This window comes from Cutibacterium nasicola, assembly GCF_052654715.2.
The window spans coordinates 865,625-882,742 of the sequence record NZ_CP199745.2 but is presented as its reverse complement, the minus strand read 5'-3'; the positions used below and the strand labels follow the sequence as shown (position 1 = coordinate 882,742).

The following is a 17,118-nucleotide window of genomic DNA, read 5'->3' as shown; positions in this document are numbered from 1 at the left end:
ATACGGGAAGTCAGCACGCTCGGCATAGGTTGGCGGTTGTGTAGGAATACAAAAAAGCTCCGGGCGGAACACTCGAAAATGTTCCGCCCGGAGCTTTTGAAAAATAAATTCCGGCAGTGTCTTACTCTCCCACATGATCCCTCATGCAGTACCATCAGCGCTGGAAGGCTTAACTACCGGGTTCGGTATGGGACCGGGTGTTTCCCTTCCGCCATGACCACCGGAAAACTATGGGGCCAGTCAGGCTTGGCGCAACCCCGCGTGGGGGCTGGGAGCCGTACAGTGGATGCGACACAACACCATTCTTGACGTCTCAAAACAGAATGTGTAAGTCCTCGGTCTATTAGTACCAGTCAGCTCCACACCTTACGATGCGTCCACGCCTGGCCTATCAACCCGGTCGTCTACCGGAGACCTTACCAGAAACCTGTAGGAACCCTCATCTTGAAGCATGCTTCCCGCTTAGATGCTTTCAGCGGTTATCACGACCCGACGTAGCCAACCAGCCATGCTCTTGGCAGAACAACTGGCACACCAGAGGTCAGTCCGTCCCGGTCCTCTCGTACTAAGGACAGCCCTTCTCAAGATTCCTCCGCGCGCAGCGGATAGGGACCGAACTGTCTCACGACGTTCTGAACCCAGCTCGCGTGCCGCTTTAATGGGCGAACAGCCCAACCCTTGGGACCGACTCCAGCCCCAGGATGCGACGAGCCGACATCGAGGTGCCAAACCATGCCGTCGCTATGAGCGCTCGGGCAAGATCAGCCTGTTATCCCCGGGGTACCTTTTATCCGTTGAGTGACGGCGCGTCCACAAGCCACCGTCAGATCACTAGTCCCGACTTTCGTCCCTGCTCGACCTGTCAGTCTCACAGTCAAGCCCCCTTGTGCACTTACACTCACCACCTGATTACCAACCAGGATGAGGGAACCTTTGGGCGCCTCCGTTACCTTTTAGGAGGCGACCGCCCCAGTCAAACTACCCATCAGGCACTGTCCCTGAACCGGATCACGGCCCAAAGTGAGATAACCAGAACGACCAGAGTGGTATTTCAACAATGACTCCACAACCACTGGCGTGGCCACTTCACAGTCTCCCACCTATCCTACACAAGTCGTCCCAATCACCAATACCAAACTATAGTAAAGGTCCCGGGGTCTTTCCGTCCTGCTGCGCGTAACGAGCATCTTTACTCGTAATGCAATTTCACCGAGTTCATGGTGGAGACAGTAGGGAAATCGTTACTCCATTCGTGCAGGTCGGAACTTACCCGACAAGGAATTTCGCTACCTTAGGATGGTTATAGTTACCACCGCCGTTTACTGGGGCTTAAGTTCACCGCTTCGCACACGCTAACAGTTCCCCTTAACCTTCCAGCACCGGGCAGGAGTCAGTCCGTATACATCGTCTTACGACTTCGCACGGACCTGTGTTTTTGGTAAACAGTCGTTTCCCCCTGGTCTCTGCGCCCCTCACCGCAACCACCAGCACGTGGCAGCAACAGCTCAGGTCCCCCTTATCCCGAAGTTACGAGGGCATTTTGCCGAGTTCCTTCACCATGATGATCTCGATCGCCTCGGTATACTCTACCTATCCACCAGTGTCGGTTTAGGGTACGGGCGGACCAGCCACCTCGCTCACGAAGCTTTTCTCGACAGTACAGGATCACTCACTCACCCACACACATGGGCTCGCCATCATGCCTCAACCACACACCCGGCGGATTTACCTACCAGACGGTCCACACATTTAGCCCCGGACAACCATCGCCGGGGATGAGCTACCTCCCTGCGTCCCTCCGCAGCTTGCCTACTACATGATCGGTTCACACACTCACCACACCACCACAACATCAACGATGCCACAATGGCAGGCTCGCACGCTTAGCATCACACACCTCGACACGAACGGTGACAAGCCGGTACCAGAATATCAACTGGTTATCCATCGACTACGCCTGTCGGCCTCGCCTTAGGTCCCGACTCACCCAGGGCAGATTAACTTGACCCTGGAACCCTTGGATAATCGGCGGACGGGTTTCCCACCCGTCATTCGCTACTCATGCCTGCATTCTCACTCCCGCACAATCCACCACACGGTCACCCGGCAGCTTCACCTCACACAGGACGCTCCCCTACCCAAACCCACACAGGGTCTGCCACAGCTTCGGCGGATAACTTAAGCCCCGCTACATTGTCGGCGCGGAATCACTTGACCAGTGAGCTATTACGCACTCTTTCAAGGATGGCTGCTTCCAAGCCAACCTCCTGGCTGTCTACGCAACTCCACATCCTTTTCCACTGAGTCACCACTTAGGGGCCTTAGCTGATGATCTGGGCTGTTTCCCTCTCGACGACGAAGCTTATCCCCCGCCGTCTCACTGCCACGCTCACACTTGCCGGCATTCGGAGTTTGGCTGATTTCGGTAAGCTGATAGGCCCCCTAGACCATCCAGTGCTCTACCTCCGACAAGAACCACGCAACGCTGCACCTAAATGCATTTCGGGGAGAACCAGCTATCACGGTGTTTGATTGGCCTTTCACCCCTATCCACAACTCATCCCCTCCATTTTCAACTGAAGTGGGTTCGGACCTCCACGACGTCTTACCGACGCTTCATCCTGGCCATGGATAGATCACACCGCTTCGGGTCTAGAACACGCGACTAGCGCCCTTATCGGACTCGCTTTCGCTACGACTCCCCCACACAGGTTAACCTCGCCACGCATCACTAACTCGCAGGCTCATTCTTCAAAAGGCACGCCATCACCCCACAAGGCTCTGACGGCTTGTATGCGACCGGTTTCAGGTACTATTTCACTCCCCTCCCGGGGTACTTTTCACCATTCCCTCACGGTACTCATCCACTATCGGTCACCAAGGAGTATTTAGGCTTGACGAGTGGTCCCGCCAGATTCACGCAAAATTCCACGAGTTCCACGCTACTTGGGGCAACCCTCACCAGTGCCACGCTTACAGTTACGGGACTCTCACCCACTCCGGTACGCCTTCCCAGACGCTTCACCTTCACGCAACATTTATCACTGGCCGATCCTGCGGCAGCAGAACCCAAAGGCCCCCACAACCCCGCACATGCAACACCTGCCGGCTTGAACACACACACGGTTTGGCCTCCTCCGCTTTCGCTCGCCACTACTCACGGAATCACAATTGTTTTCTCTTCCTACGGGTACTAAGATGTTTCACTTCCCCGCGTTACCTCCCACACCCCTATACATTCAGGGCAGGGCCACCGGACACTACTCCGGACATTCCAGGTTTCCCCATTCGGACACCCCCGGATCACAGCTCGTTTACCAACTCCCCAGGGCTTATCGCAGGTTACAACGTCCTTCATCGGCTCTTGGTGCCAAGGCATCCACCGATCGCACTACACAACTTACACAACACAAAACACAAAAATAATAAGATGCTCGCATCCACTATACAGTTCTCAACCACCACACGAATCAACACCACACCCACCACACAGCAGACGCAGCATCACCGCACCAGGCCACCACACACAGTGTGATACCCCAGAACCCCAACAGCATGCCTAAGACCCTGCCACAACACACAGGACGCCAATACTCCACAAGAAGCCAACCCATCCACCAACGCCCCACACGAGACGCACTGAATGAGCCCTTACAAAACGCTCCTTAGAAAGGAGGTGATCCAGCCGCACCTTCCGGTACGGCTACCTTGTTACGACTTAGTCCTAATCACCAGTCCCACCTTCGACGACTCCCCCACACAACGTGTTAGGCCACCGGCTTCGGGTGTTACCGACTTTCATGACTTGACGGGCGGTGTGTACAAGCCCCGGGAACGTATTCACCGCAGCGTTGCTGATCTGCGATTACTAGCGACTCCGACTTCATGAGGTCGAGTTGCAGACCCCAATCCGAACTGAGACCGGCTTTCCGAGATCCGCTCACCCTCACAGGCTCGCAACTCTTTGTACCGGCCATTGTAGCATGCGTGAAGCCCTGGACATAAGGGGCATGATGACTTGACGTCATCCCCACCTTCCTCCGAGTTGACCCCGGCGGTCTCCACTGAGTCCCCACCATAACGTGCTGGCAACAGTGAACGAGGGTTGCGCTCGTTGCGGGACTTAACCCAACATCTCACGACACGAGCTGACGACAGCCATGCACCACCTGTGAACCAGCCCCACAAGGAGGCGCACCCATCTCTGAGCACTCCCAGTCCATGTCAAACCCAGGTAAGGTTCTTCGCGTTGCATCGAATTAATCCGCATGCTCCGCCGCTTGTGCGGGGCCCCGTCAATTCCTTTGAGTTTTAGCCTTGCGGCCGTACTCCCCAGGCGGGGTACTTAATGCGTTAGCTACGGCACGGAATCCGTGGAATGGACCCCACACCTAGTACCCACCGTTTACAGCGTGGACTACCAGGGTATCTAAGCCTGTTCGCTCCCCACGCTTTCGCTCCTCAGCGTCAGGAAAGGTCCAGAGAACCGCCTTCGCCACTGGTGTTCCTCCTGATATCTGCGCATTCCACCGCTCCACCAGGAATTCCATTCTCCCCTACCTTCCTCAAGTCAACCCGTATCGAAAGCACGCTCAGGGTTAAGCCCCAAGTTTCCACTTCCGACGCGATCAACCACCTACGAGCCCTTTACGCCCAATAAATCCGGACAACGCTCGCACCCTACGTATCACCGCGGCTGCTGGCACGTAGTTAGCCGGTGCTTCTTCTACAGGTACCGTCACACAAGCTTCGTCCCTGCTGAAAGCGGTTTACAACCCGAAGGCCGTCATCCCGCACGCGGCGTTGCTGCATCAGGCTTGCGCCCATTGTGCAATATTCCCCACTGCTGCCTCCCGTAGGAGTCTGGGCCGTATCTCAGTCCCAATGTGGCCGGTCACCCTCTCAGGCCGGCTACCCGTCACCGCCTTGGTAGGCCACTACCCCACCAACAAACTGATAGGCCGCGAGCCCATCCACAACCACCGAAGCTTTCCAACCCCCACCATGCAGCAGGAGCACATATCCAGTATTAGCACCAGTTTCCCAGCGTTATCCCAAAGTTGTGGGCAGGTTACTCACGTGTTACTCACCCGTTCGCCACTCGAGTACCCCAAAAAGAGGCCTTTCCGTACGACTTGCATGTGTTAAGCACGCCGCCAGCGTTCGTCCTGAGCCAGGATCAAACTCTCCAATGAAAAAATATCACCCACCCCACACCACACAGGCACAGGGCAACGGTGTCAACATGAAGAATCCAAAACACTAACCCCAAACACTGACCAAAAAATCCAGTCCATGTCCAGAATCACAAAGGAATCCATAAACAAATCCGACACACCAAAAAGATGCATCAAAAAATCATTGACTATCAAAGACACACTGTTGAGTTCTCAAACATCACACCCACAGAACAACCCCACCAACAAGCAGGACCACCCCAAGGCGACCCGACCAACCCTACCACACCAAGCCCCGACACACAAAACCGAGACCAACCAGCAGAACCAGCCACAATCAGCTCACCACCCCTAAAGGCAGCAACCCAATCAACCTTACCAGATCAACCCTGAATGTCAAATCCAGGAATTCACCAGGGAAATCACCATCAAGAAAACCATCCAGTCATTCCCAGCCCCCTCCAACAAGGGAACCCGCAGAAGCTTAAACACTCATCAAACAACCGTCAACTCATGCCCCAGCAATCCCACAACAGAATCACCAGCACTCCCACCAGCCCACACCCACCGGGCGCCGGGCCGAGAAACAACACTGCCACAACCACACCCTCAACGCAAATCGGGCTGATTCAGGACTCGAACCGCCCCACCGTCCGGCCGCGTCACGGTTGCGTTTGGTGGGTAAATACAACCGTCCGGGGGACCACCGCAGACACGGTGATCCCCGGACGGATCCGACATGGAGGTGCTCAGCGGGTCAACGCACCCACCGTCTTCTTACCACGGCGCACCAACGCCACTCGACCACATAGGAAGTCATCGTCACTCAGACGCTGATCAGGGTCAGACACCTTGACGTTGTTGAGGTAAGCGCCGCCCTCGATGACGGCTCGTTTACCAGCAGACTTCGTATCGACGACCCCTGCCGCAACCATGGCGTCAATGATCGTCGGGTACTCCCCACCCTCATGATGAGCAGCGCCAAGCTCGTCAGCCAAGGACATCACCGTCGTCTCGTCGAGGTCACGCAACTCACCCCGTCCGAAGATGGCCTGAGCAGCAGCCTCGGCAGCCTTACGCTGCTCCACTCCATGGACAAGATCAGTGAGGTCGTCGGCCAAGCAGTGCTGAGCAGCACGACGCCACGGCTCCTCCTTGGTCTTACGAGCCAAGTCCTCGATCTCCTCACGAGAACGCGAACTGAAGATCTTGAGGTACTCGATGACCTTCGCGTCCTCCGCATTGAGGAAGAACTGGTGGAAGGCGTAGGCGCTCGTCAATTCCGGATCGACCCAAACCGTCCCGGACTCGGTCTTGCCGTACTTGGTGCCATCGGCCTTGGTCAACAGCGGGGTCACCAGGCCGTGCACAGTGTCACCGGTCGTCTTGCGAACGAACTCCGCACCCGCAGCAATGTTTCCCCATTGGTCCTGGGCACCGGTCTGGAGACTGCAGCCGTAACGCTTGTGCAACTCGTAGAAGTCCAGTGACTGCAACAGGACGTAGCTGAACTCGGTGTACGAAATACCGCTCTCCAGACGTCGGGCAACGACGTCCCGGGCCAGCATCCGGTTGACCGAGAAGTGCTTGCCAACGTCACGCAGGAAGTCCAGAGCGGTGTACTCGACCGTCCAGTCGTAGTTGTTGACGATCCGAGCGGCGTTCGGCCCCTCGGTGTCGACGTACTTGCTCACCTGTTCCTTGATGGACTCAACCCACTCGGCGACCAGCGCGCGGTCATTCATCTGACGCTCGCCAGTCATCTTTGGATCACCAATGAGACCCGTTGCCCCACCGACGAGGAGCAACGGCTTGTGTCCGCGTTCCTGCAGGGCTCGCACCAGCATCAACTGGACGAGGTGACCAATGTGAAGGCTCTTGGCGGTCGGATCGAAGCCAACATAGAAGGTGACGGGTCCTTGGGCGAGGTGGGCCTCCAATGCCTCACGATCGGTGGAATCGGCAACAAGCCCTCTCCACTCCAGGTCGTCCAACAGATCCGACACGTCATCTTCCTTTCACCAAGACCCCATGTGGGGGTCAACTCGGCGTCAGTATACCGACCGAACCGTCCTCCGCGGTTCACTCACAGTCACACACCGGACGTGAGAGGATCTCAGCAGGCACACCCGTGACGGCCATCTGGGAGAAGGCGTCCGCCAACTCTCCGGCATCAACACCTGTGGCACACATCAAGGCGATGGTGTCATCCCCCGCGATCGTCCCCAGGATGATGTCCAGGCCCGCCTTGTCGATGGCAGATCCGTAGTACTGAGCAGCACCCGGTGGGGTCTTGAGCACCACGAGGTACTCATTGTTTCGTACTCCGGTGCACAACTCCTTGGTCATTCGTGCCAACTTGACCCACGCCGGCGAGCCCGTCGTCACATCCGAGGGGTGCTCTCCCTCGGGAATCGAATAGCACGGGTTTCCAGCGTGATCACGCCCCCGGACGGCTCCGATCTCGACGAGGTCGCGGGAGAGGGTGCCTTGAGAGGCAACGAAGCCTTCGGAAGCCAGGATCTCGCCCAACTCAGCTTGGGAGGAAATCCCTCCCCCCTGAATCAGGGCGCGGATGCGGGCGTGCCGCGCTGCCCGCGAGGTCGGCGCCGAGTGCCCCTCGCTCATGGACCCCCCTTGATCGCACCCCATCGGAGTGGCTATAGAACATTCAGTAACTCACATAAGTATGCACTAATTCAGCGGCCAGCGTCCACCTACGATTCACAGAACGCTCTCCATGCCTGCAATGAAGATCCGCAGCGCGAGGTCGAAATCCGCCTCTTGCCGGGCGAGATCGACCTCTGCCATGACGCCCAGGTCGTGCAACTGGGTGCGCGTCTGCTCCTCCATGGTGTGGCCAAGGACGAGATGGACGATGGCACGACAGATTCCCCCAGCGCGATCATCATCGAAGCCATGAGCCGCCAGGAATTCTCGCAATGTCACAGTGGGATCGACGGCCCCCAGCCCCACTGAAATGGTCGAGGCGACCAATTCTGCTCCGTCACAGTGAGCAAGCAGCGTCCTCCGGAAGCACCTCGCCCATTCGTCAACCCCCTCAGCGAGGCCAGCCTCTGCAACCGGAATGGACGTCGGCCCCGCATCCACGGACAAAATCTCATCGCTCACCGCCGCCAGAAGGCTTTGCTTGTTGGCAACGTGCCAGTACAGCGCACCAGCCTTCACGCCGAGACGTTGTGCGAGGCGACGCATGGACAGGTCGCCAAGGCCATAGGTGTCGAGGATCTCAACCCCTGCCCGAACGACGTCCGCCTTGGTCAGGCTCACGGTGACTCCCTGAACTCGATGACACTTTTTCGATGACATGTTTCCGGGGGTGGCCCACTTCGGCCGAACCTCATGGACTACATTGAACCCCGTTCAATCCTGAACGGTGTTCAGGACGTCTCCAGTCTCGGAAGGACCAGAGCATTGTTGAATCTAGCCGACATGACCGAACGCGGCCTGAGGGGGGAGTCGATCACCCGGGAGGAGGCCCTCGAGATCCTTCGCAGCAATAATGACGAGCTCATGTCACTCATCGCCGCTGCCGGAAAGGTTCGTCGCCATTTCTTCGACAACCGAGTGCGCCTCAACTACCTGGTCAACCTCAAGTCGGGCCTGTGCCCCGAAGACTGCTCGTACTGCTCGCAGCGCCTAGGCTCCCGTGCCGAGATCATGAAGTACTCCTGGGCCGACCCCGAGAAGGTGCACGAGGCAGTCGAAGCCGGTATCGCCGGCGGCGCTCGTCGCGTCTGCATGGTGGCCTCCGGCCATGGTCCCTCCAACCGTGACGTCGAGCACGTCAACAGCATGGTGCGCTCCCTCAAGGCAGACCACCCCGACGTCGAGGTCTGCGTCTGTCTGGGCTTCGTGGACGATGAGAAGGCAGCCTCCATCAAGGACGCCGGTGCCGACGCCTACAACCACAACGCCAACACCGCTCGCTCCCATTATGGAGAGATCTGCACCACCCATTCCTACGAGGACCGCATGGACACCGTCGAGGTCCTCAAGCGCAATGGTCTCTCCCCCTGCTCGGGCGTCATCGCTGGTATGGGCGAGACCGACGAGGAATTCGTCGACGTCATCTTCGACCTGCGTGAGCGTGGGGTCGACTCGGTGCCCGTGAACTTCCTGCTCCCCTTCGAGGGAACGCCTCTGGCAGGTGGCGCTCAGCACATCACCCCGCAGTGGTGCCTCAAGCGTCTCGCCATGGTCCGCTTCGTCCATCCGGACGCCGAGGTGCGGGCTGCTGCCGGACGTGAGCAGCACATCCGTACCATGCAGCCGCTGGCGCTCGAGGTCGTCAACTCCATCTTTCTGGGCGACTACCTCACCAGTGAGGGCGCTGCCGGCGCTGCCGACCTGCAGATGATTCAGGACGGCGGCTTCGTCCCTGAGGGAGCCGACGGGCAGCCCGTGGTCCACACCACCGTCGATTCGTCCCAGTCAGCCGACCTGCCCATCAACGCGGTTCCGATCCGTCACCGTGGTATCGGCAGTGCGGTTCCGGCAAACGCCTGATGCCGTCAGCGCAAGCCTGAACACATTGCACGAGGGGTCGACATCATGTCGACCCCTCGTGGCATGTATCGGTAGGTGTCAGGACCTCAGCTCAGCCCCGCAGGCGTCCTCGGCGCGAGCCACCGCAGCGTCGCGAGCCTCGGCCGCCTCGGCATCAGTGAGAGTCCGATCGGCAGCACGCAGACGAAGGTTGAAGGCGAGCGACTTGTGTCCCTCGCCGACCTGCTCACCTTGGTAGACGTCGAACAGCTCGACGGACTCCAACAAGGATCCAGCCCCCTCAGCGACAGCCCGACGGACATCCTCGCTGGCGACGGACTCGTCAACGACGAGGGCGACGTCCTCCTTGGCCACCGGAAAACTCGAGATGGGCTTGACCTGGCCACCATGGGGAGCCGCAGCAACGAGGGCGTCAAGGTTGAGCTCAACAGCGCAGGAACGCTGCGGCAGACCGGCATCCGACACCACGGTCGGGTGAAGCTCACCTGCATGGCCGATCACCTTGCCGTCCACGATGAGGACGGCACACCGGCCCGGATGCCAAGGGGCCTGACGGTCGGCCTTGCGCTCCAGGGTGACGCCGAGGGCGTCAGCGGCCTTCTGAGCGACCAGAACCGCATGACGCCAATCAGTCTTGACGGGCTCGCCGTCCCACCGATCCGGCAACCAGTTGCCACAGATCACCGCAGCCAGCATGCGCAGCTGAGCGGGCAGGGCTGCGTCGATCTCGGCGAGGACCTCGTCGCAGGGACGCTCGTCGACACCTGGACGGGGAGCCTTGGCCGGGGTCACAGCGCGGAAAACCACACCGCTCTCGAAGACCGCGAGGTCCTCCTGGGACCGCGCCATGTTCGTCGTCACGGCGTGGAAAAGCCCCGGCAGCAGGCTGGTCCGCAGATACGGGTGGGTGTCGTCGAGAGGGTTGGCGAGCCTGACCGTCGCATGCCGCGGATCATCATCGCTGATCCCGAGGGTTTTGAGGTCCTTGTCACCGATGAAGGGCAAGGTGATGAGCTCGACGAATCCGGCCTCGACGACCGAACGCACCACGCGACGACGACCTTGCTGAGCCTTCGTCAGGCCAGCGGTGCCCAGGCCGGGAGGAAGGATCGGCTCGATGCGGTCGAAACCGATCTTGCGACCGATCTCCTCGACGTAGTCGTATGCATCAACCAGGTCCGGACGCCACGTCGGCGGGACGAGGCTGAGGGAATTACCCAGGGCGGTCACCTTGACACCCGAACGGGTGAGGATCTCGATGACCTCCTCGGTGGACACCTTCGTGCCGAGGATGCGGCTCGGCAACTCAGCGCTGATGGTCTGGTGAGGCATGTCTGGGACCGCACCGACGACAGTCGGCTCGCCGATGGTCGCACCTGCGTAATGGGCCAGCAGCTCGGCGGCACGAACCGCAGCGGTGTGGGCGCACACTGGATCGACGCCGCGCTCGAAGCGACGCGAGGCCTCGGACCCCAGCTTGTGGCGTCGGTACGCCCGAGCCACCGTCATGGGATCGAAGTGGGCACCCTCAAGAATGATCGAGGTCGACTCGGCGGTCATCTCGGTGGCGGCCCCACCCATGACACCGGCCAGGCCGATGGCACCCGAGTCATCGGCGATCACCAAGTCGTCGGTACCAAGGATGCGCTCGGTGTCGTCGAGGGTGACCAGGTGCTCACCCTCGTGAGCCTTGCGGACGACAATCGTCCCGCTCACCTTGTCGGCATCGTAGGCGTGCAGCGGCTGACCAGACTCCAACATGACGTAATTGGTGACGTCAACAGTCAGGCTGATGGGACGCATTCCCGCCCGGGTGATGCGATCAGCGATGAATCGTGGGGTCTGAGCGTGCGGATCCAGACCGGTCACCGGCAGGGCGACGAACTGGCTGCAGGCATCCGACTGAATGTCCACTCCAACCGGACCGTCAACCGGACCGATCGGCTCCTCGTCGTAGCGATCCGGGAAGTGCACGGACATGGCGTGGGCCACCTCACGGGCGATACCACGAACCGACATGCAGTAACCGATGTCGGGGGTCACGTCGACGTCAAGGACCTCCTCGGGAACCCCGAGAATTGGCAGGGCATCCTCGCCGGGAACCAGCTGGTGTCCCTCGACGGAGGGCGGCAGGGTAATGATCCCAGAGTGATCGACACCAATGCCCAGCTCGTCAGCAGCGCAGAGCATGCCGTCGGACATGTGGCCGTAGGTCTTACGGGCGCTGATCGCGAATCCACCGGGGAGCACGGCCCCGGGCAGGGAGACGACCACCCAGGCGCCTTCAACTGCGTTGGGAGCACCGCAGATGATGCCGCGTCCCTCGACACCCTCCTGCACATTGTTGGGGTGCCCTTCGGCGTTGTATCGGGGACCGACGTCAACTCGGCACCAGTTGATGGTCTTGCCGTTCTTCTGCGGCTCGGGAATCGACGACAGGATGCGACCGATGACGATCGGGCCGGTCAGCTCGCCGCCGACCACCTCGACCTTCTCGACGGTGGCAGTGTGGTCGGTGAGAGCCTGAGCCACCTGCTCGGTGGTGGTGCCGTCAGGCAGGTTGACCATGGCCTGCAGCCATGACATGGGAACCTTCATCGTGCTCCTCCCCTGAGTGAGCGGCTGAATCGAACGTCACCCTCGACGAAGTCGCGCAGGTCAGGGGCGTTGTTGCGGAACATCACCGTGCGATCAATGCCCATTCCGAAGGCGAACCCGGAGTAGACGTCGGTGTCAATTCCGCAGGCGATGAGCACACGCGGGTTGACGATGCCGCAGCCACCCCACTCGATCCAGCCCTCGGAGCGGCAGGTACGACACGGGCGGTCGGGATTGCCGACCGACGCACCGTGACACACGAAGCACTCCAGGTCGACCTCGGCACTGGGCTCGGTGAACGGGAAATAGTGCGGACGGAACCGGGTGCGCACGTCGCCGAACATCGCGCGGGCGAAGGCGTCGACGGTGCCCTTGAGATGACCCATCGTGATGCCCTTGTCAACACACAGGCCCTCGACCTGATGGAAGACCGGCAGGTGAGTGGCGTCGTACTCGTCGGCACGGAAGACCTTGCCAGGGCTGATGATGCGCACCGGCGGCTGCTGTGTAAGCAGGGTGTGAATCTGCACCGGGCTGGTGGCGGTACGCATGCACTTGCCATCACTGACCGGGTCAAGCCACAGGGTGTCCTGCAGGGCGCGAGCGGGATGGTCGCTACCAAGGTTCAAGGCATCGAAATTGAACCACTCGGACTCGGCCTCCGGACCTTCAGCGATCTGCCAACCCATGGCGGTGAAGACGTCGCAGACGTCGTCGATGAGAGCTGTGATCGGGTGCGGGGCCCCCTGCGGCGAGGTGACGACCGGCAAGGTGACGTCAGTGGTCTCGTCCTCGAGACGAGCTTCCAGCTCGGCCTCCGCGAGCTCCTCCTGGCGAGCCTTGAGAGCCTGGTTGACACGGCCACGGGCCTGACCGATCCGCTTTCCGGCGTCCTTGCGGGCGGCCGGAGGCAGAGCTCCGATCTCGCGGTTGGCCAAGGCCAGCGGGGACTTGTCACCGGTGTGGGCGATGCGCACCTGCTTGAGCTCAGCAGTGGTGGACACCCCGGCGATCGCCTCCAGTGCCTCGGCCACCCGGGCCTCGACCTGGTCAGCGTCCAAGGTGCTCACCTGGACCGGGTCATAATTCGTGTTGGGGCCACTCATGGGCCTTCCCCCTGATGGGTTGACGTTGGAAAAGCGCCCCTCTCCGGGGCGCAAGTGTGCGACTGGCGTCGATCACCCCGAGTCTAGTGGTGACCGACGCCGTCAGTGGTTGATGGCCGCTTCTCGGTAATCAGGCGCGCTGTTCACTCGCTGTCGCGTACAGCACGACGGCAGCTGCGGTGGAGAGATTGAGAGACTCAGCGGATCCCCACATCGGAACCCCGACGACCTCGTCAGCCAGGGCTCGGTCTGCCTCTGGCAGTCCCCACGCCTCGTTGCCCATCAGCCAGGCGATGGGCGTCTTGAGGCGTCCGGATCTGGCGACGACGTCGAGACTGTGGCCTCCCCCGTCGGCGGCGAGCACTGCCATCTGGTGGCTGCGAGCCCACTCCACGGCGTCGGCAAGGTCAACGCCGACGATGACGGGCAGGTGGAAGATCGATCCCACCGAGGAACGGACCGTCTTGGGATTGTGCGGGTCCACCGATCCGCGGGTCAGGATCACGCACTCGGCACCGAAGGCATCGGCGCAGCGGATGACCGTTCCGGCGTTACCCGGGTCTCGAACCTGCGCGCAGATGACGGCCAGACGCACCTGCCTGTCGGGCAGCTCGTGGCGGGTGACCTGTCGGCACACGGCGAAGACTCCCTGACTGGTGACGGTGTCGGACAAGGCACTGACGTCCTCGTCAGTCAGTAGCGCCACCCTGATTCCACGACGTTCCGCGGCGTCGACGTGCTCGGCATCACGCACCGGATCCGAAGTGGCCAGCAGATTCACCTTGCCAGGCCACGCCAGTGCCTCACGTACCGCCTGAGCGCCTTCGACGAGGAAGAGTCCGGATTCCTCACGTCCGCGCCGCGAGGACAGCCGACGGGCCGAACGCAGCGACCCATTCGAGATGGGATCGCATCTCGAATGGGTCGCTGCGTTCGGCCCACCGGTCATGCTCACGTCAGGCGGCAGCGTTCTGCGGCTGGTTGGCCTTGGCGATCTCGACGAGGCTGTTGAAGGCGTCAATGTCGGAGACGGCCAGCTCAGCGAGCATCTTGCGGTCGACCTCAATGCCGGCGTTCTTCAGACCATTGATGAAACGGTTGTAGGTCATCCCCTGGGCGCGGGAAGCAGCATTGATGCGCTGGATCCACAGCGAGCGAAAGTCGCCCTTCTTGGCGCGACGATCACGAAACGAGTACGTGGCTGAATGGAGGGTCTGCTCCTTGGCCTTGCGGTACAGACGGGAACGCTGTCCGCGGTAACCGGAGGCCCGGTCGAGGACCTCGCGACGCTTCTTCTTGGCATTCACAGAACGCTTCACGCGTGCCATGGTGATTCTCCTTGGTTTTCCCGGGTCAGTCCCGGATCGGTTCGGGGCGTCTGACGCCCAGCGGACTTGAAGACGTCGTCAGTGGCGACGCCGGCTGTCGTCAGCGGCCGGGGTGGCCCGCGAGCAGCTTCTTGACCTTGGCGGCCTGTCCCTTGGGCAGCACGGTCTCGCCGGTCAGACGGCGGGTGACGCGCGAGGACTTGTGCTCGTTGAGGTGACGCTTGCCGGCCTTACGAGCGGTGACCTTGCCCGAGCCGGTCACCTTGAAACGCTTCTTCGTTCCTGAGTGGCTCTTCATCTTGGGCATGGATAGCTCCATTCGTTCATGTGTGTCGTCCCGCGAACCGGAGGAAAGGTCCCGGGCTGGCTCACCGGCGAAGACCGGATCGCCTGGTTCTGAGCAGTGCTCAGAGGTCGATGTCAGGGTCCATGTTGTCGGCGGGGCCCTTTTTCTTTTTCTTCTTGGCGGTGCCGGCAGCAGCGCGTTGGGCAGCCTCGTAGGCCTTGTCAGCCTCAGCAGCCTCGGCGCGCTCAGCGGCTCGGCGGTCACGCTCAGCCTTCTGATTCGCCTTGGCCTCGTTCTTCTTACGAGTCGGGGCGAGGATCATGAGCATGTTGCGCCCTTCCTGCTTGGGAGGGGACTCGACGGTCGCGTACTCAGTCAGATCGTCAGCAAGGCGACGCAACAGGTTGACGCCAAGCTCCGGACGAGACTGCTCACGGCCACGGAACATGATCGTGATCTTGACCTTGTCACCGGCCTTGAGGAACCGCAGGACATGGCCCTTCTTGGTCTCGTAGTCGTGGTCGTCAATCTTGGGCCGAAGCTTCATCTCCTTGATGATGGAGTTCGCCTGGTTGCGTCGCGACTCCCGGGCCTTCTGGGCCGCCTCGTACTTGAACTTGCCGTAGTCCATGAGCTTGACGACAGGGGGACGGGCCTGGGGAGCCACCTCGACGAGGTCGAGGTCTTGCTCGCGGGCGAGCTGCAGGGCCTGCTCGACCCTGACGATGCCGACCTGTTCGCCATTGGGGCCAACCAGGCGCACCTCGGGAACGCGGATCCGCTCGTTGATGCGGGGTTCAGTACTGATGGGTTCCTCCCGGATGTCTGTTCAGCATGGAGACGTGTCCACGTCTCCGCGATCCGGGTACAGGAAAAGGCTCTCGCGGAAATGCGAAAGCCTGACTCATGCGGGTGCATGAGCACCCTACCCAACCCTCGGGGGGAAGAGACCCTGAGGATCGTTGTTGAGAACCCGGCGGACGAAATCCGCCCAGGTGGGAGGTCAGGCCCCCTCTTCCACGTGACCAGTTCTGTACTGATCGCTCTGAAGATGGTACGGCATCAGGAGTCATCACCCCAAATCGAGAGCCATCCTCCGAGTCAACTCCACAAAACCCGACCTCCCCGTCCGGAAAGGTCCTCGCTGCACACCGACCCCAGCCGTCCTCGAACGTCATGAGTTTCCGCCATGCTCGATCGAGTCGAGGATGTCTGGCCCCGAGACGAGTGGAACCGGACCCGCGACGTCAATGAGGAGGGCGTCAGCCGGGACCTCGGTGACGGTGGCGGCCAGATCCGGGAGCTGGCCAGGAACCGGTCCGGCGGTCTCATGGCGTCAAGGAGTCGGTTCCGGTGAAGGCGACCAGGACGGTACTTCCCCTGCTCATTGGTGAGTGTGATCGCACCGGTCTCACCGGCCTCGTCCTCTATGTCGCCGCCGTGTGACACAGTTGAGGGATGAGCGAAACGACCGTCGTTGCCGTCGTCACTATTGTCCTGGTCGTCCTTCCACTGTTGCGAGCCCTGTCAGGGTGGTTTTCTCGCCGCTCCTCCCGAGCTCTGCTGCGCGGACTGGGTCTGGCCCTCATTCCGATCGGTCTGGTCCTGACAGGACTGATGCGTTTGTTGGTCCGAGCGATCCGCCTCGTCGTGGACTGGTTCGCCGGTGCTGCCATGACACCGGCCATCTGGATCGGCGTCATCGCCATCGCCATTGGCCTGGTGACCTGGTTCATCGCCGGTTTCATGCCCCCGGTTGACCGCGAGACCGGACGTCAGCGTCGTCAGGATCACGCCGCACGCAAGCAGGCCCGCGCCACGTCGGTCTCGCCGAAGTCCCAAGGTTCTGCTTCCCCGCAAAGTGCCCCTCAGGGGTCGCGACCGGCATCCGAAACGAGCTCGCTACCCGTTGATGCCCCGAAGACACCTGCCACCGCTCCGGTTAGGACGCCGAGCTCAAGCTCTTCCGAGCCGACGGCCAGGTCCTCCAAGATCTCGGCCACGGAGAAGGACGAGGACGCCGAGCTCGAGGACATTCTGCGCAAGCGCGGGATCGAATGATCCTTCCCCCCAAAAAAACACACAGCAATGCC

General features: G+C 60.7%; 11 protein-coding genes, 3 rRNA genes and 1 pseudogene. 2 read left to right on the top strand and 13 right to left on the bottom strand.

Annotated features, from left to right (window positions below):
* Positions 1 to 108: 108 nt before the first annotated feature.
* From rrf to ACUCCZ_RS04030, 6 genes are all read right to left on the bottom strand, one after another.
* Positions 109 to 225: ribosomal RNA gene (gene rrf, locus ACUCCZ_RS04055) — 5S ribosomal RNA — on the bottom strand.
* Positions 226 to 323: 98 nt separating this feature from the next.
* A 23S ribosomal RNA gene (locus ACUCCZ_RS04050) occupies positions 324 to 3,406 on the bottom strand.
* A 263-nt stretch (positions 3,407 to 3,669) separates the two neighbouring features.
* A 16S ribosomal RNA gene (locus ACUCCZ_RS04045) occupies positions 3,670 to 5,195 on the bottom strand.
* The 16S, 23S and 5S rRNA genes sit together here, the layout of an rRNA operon.
* A 731-nt stretch (positions 5,196 to 5,926) precedes the next feature.
* Entirely contained in the window at positions 5,927 to 7,183 is a 1,257-nt protein-coding gene (gene tyrS / locus ACUCCZ_RS04040; RefSeq protein WP_435917979.1) for a tyrosine--tRNA ligase, read from the bottom strand.
* 76 nt (positions 7,184 to 7,259) lie between these two features.
* Entirely contained in the window at positions 7,260 to 7,805 is a 546-nt protein-coding gene (locus ACUCCZ_RS04035) for an arginine repressor (protein ID WP_435917980.1), read from the bottom strand.
* 96 nt (positions 7,806 to 7,901) lie between these two features.
* Positions 7,902 to 8,468: a TetR/AcrR family transcriptional regulator C-terminal domain-containing protein gene (locus ACUCCZ_RS04030; RefSeq protein WP_435917981.1), complete on the bottom strand. Its 567-nt coding sequence runs from the start codon at positions 8,466 to 8,468 to the stop codon at positions 7,902 to 7,904.
* 72 nt (positions 8,469 to 8,540) lie between these two features.
* Between ACUCCZ_RS04030 and bioB the strand changes: the two genes are divergently transcribed.
* Complete coding sequence (gene bioB / locus ACUCCZ_RS04025; RefSeq protein ID WP_435917982.1) at positions 8,541 to 9,707, top strand: biotin synthase BioB; 1,167 nt, start codon at positions 8,541 to 8,543, stop codon at positions 9,705 to 9,707.
* Positions 9,708 to 9,785: 78 nt separating this feature from the next.
* On the opposite strand, the gene pheT is transcribed toward bioB, so the two are convergent.
* The 7 genes and pseudogenes from pheT to ACUCCZ_RS03990 form a co-directional block, all read right to left on the bottom strand.
* Positions 9,786 to 12,305, bottom strand: coding sequence for a phenylalanine--tRNA ligase subunit beta (gene pheT, locus ACUCCZ_RS04020; protein WP_435917983.1), 2,520 nt, complete (start codon positions 12,303 to 12,305; stop codon positions 9,786 to 9,788).
* Complete coding sequence (gene pheS, locus ACUCCZ_RS04015; protein ID WP_435917984.1) at positions 12,302 to 13,411, bottom strand: phenylalanine--tRNA ligase subunit alpha; 1,110 nt, start codon at positions 13,409 to 13,411, stop codon at positions 12,302 to 12,304. Before pheS ends, pheT begins: the two co-directional genes overlap by 4 nt.
* Positions 13,412 to 13,541: 130 nt before the next feature.
* Positions 13,542 to 14,366 (bottom strand): TrmH family RNA methyltransferase, encoded by an 825-nt coding sequence (locus ACUCCZ_RS04010; protein WP_435917985.1) that lies wholly within the window; start codon positions 14,364 to 14,366, stop codon positions 13,542 to 13,544.
* Position 14,367: 1 nt separating this feature from the next.
* A complete protein-coding gene (rplT, locus tag ACUCCZ_RS04005) occupies positions 14,368 to 14,739 on the bottom strand; it encodes a 50S ribosomal protein L20 (RefSeq protein WP_435917986.1) in 372 nt (123 codons plus the stop codon).
* Positions 14,740 to 14,839: 100 nt separating this feature from the next.
* A complete protein-coding gene (rpmI, locus tag ACUCCZ_RS04000; protein WP_435917987.1) occupies positions 14,840 to 15,046 on the bottom strand; it encodes a 50S ribosomal protein L35 in 207 nt (68 codons plus the stop codon).
* 100 nt (positions 15,047 to 15,146) lie between these two features.
* The gene (gene infC, locus ACUCCZ_RS03995) at positions 15,147 to 15,788 is read right to left on the bottom strand and encodes a translation initiation factor IF-3 (RefSeq protein ID WP_435917988.1); all 642 of its coding nucleotides are present in this window, start codon (positions 15,786 to 15,788) and stop codon (positions 15,147 to 15,149) included.
* A 391-nt stretch (positions 15,789 to 16,179) separates the two neighbouring features.
* Positions 16,180 to 16,450, bottom strand: a pseudogene (locus ACUCCZ_RS03990) (SseB family protein); the annotation flags it as partial.
* Between the two features lie 33 nt (positions 16,451 to 16,483).
* Here ACUCCZ_RS03990 and ACUCCZ_RS03985 point away from each other — a divergent pair.
* Positions 16,484 to 17,086, top strand: a complete 603-nt coding sequence (locus ACUCCZ_RS03985; RefSeq protein WP_435917989.1) for a hypothetical protein — start codon at positions 16,484 to 16,486, stop codon at positions 17,084 to 17,086.
* Positions 17,087 to 17,118: the final 32 nt, after the last annotated feature.

Coding starts and splice junctions, on each gene's coding strand:
- pheT (WP_435917983.1), bottom strand. CDS start 12,305: ATGAAGGTTCCCATGTCATGGCTGCAGGCCATGGTCAACCTGCCTGAC.
- bioB (WP_435917982.1), top strand. CDS start 8,541: ATGGACTACATTGAACCCCGTTCAATCCTGAACGGTGTTCAGGACGTC.
- ACUCCZ_RS04035 (WP_435917980.1), bottom strand. CDS start 7,805: ATGAGCGAGGGGCACTCGGCGCCGACCTCGCGGGCAGCGCGGCACGCC.
- rpmI (WP_435917987.1), bottom strand. CDS start 15,046: ATGCCCAAGATGAAGAGCCACTCAGGAACGAAGAAGCGTTTCAAGGTG.
- rplT (WP_435917986.1), bottom strand. CDS start 14,739: ATGGCACGCGTGAAGCGTTCTGTGAATGCCAAGAAGAAGCGTCGCGAG.
- pheS (WP_435917984.1), bottom strand. CDS start 13,411: ATGAGTGGCCCCAACACGAATTATGACCCGGTCCAGGTGAGCACCTTG.
- ACUCCZ_RS03985 (WP_435917989.1), top strand. CDS start 16,484: ATGAGCGAAACGACCGTCGTTGCCGTCGTCACTATTGTCCTGGTCGTC.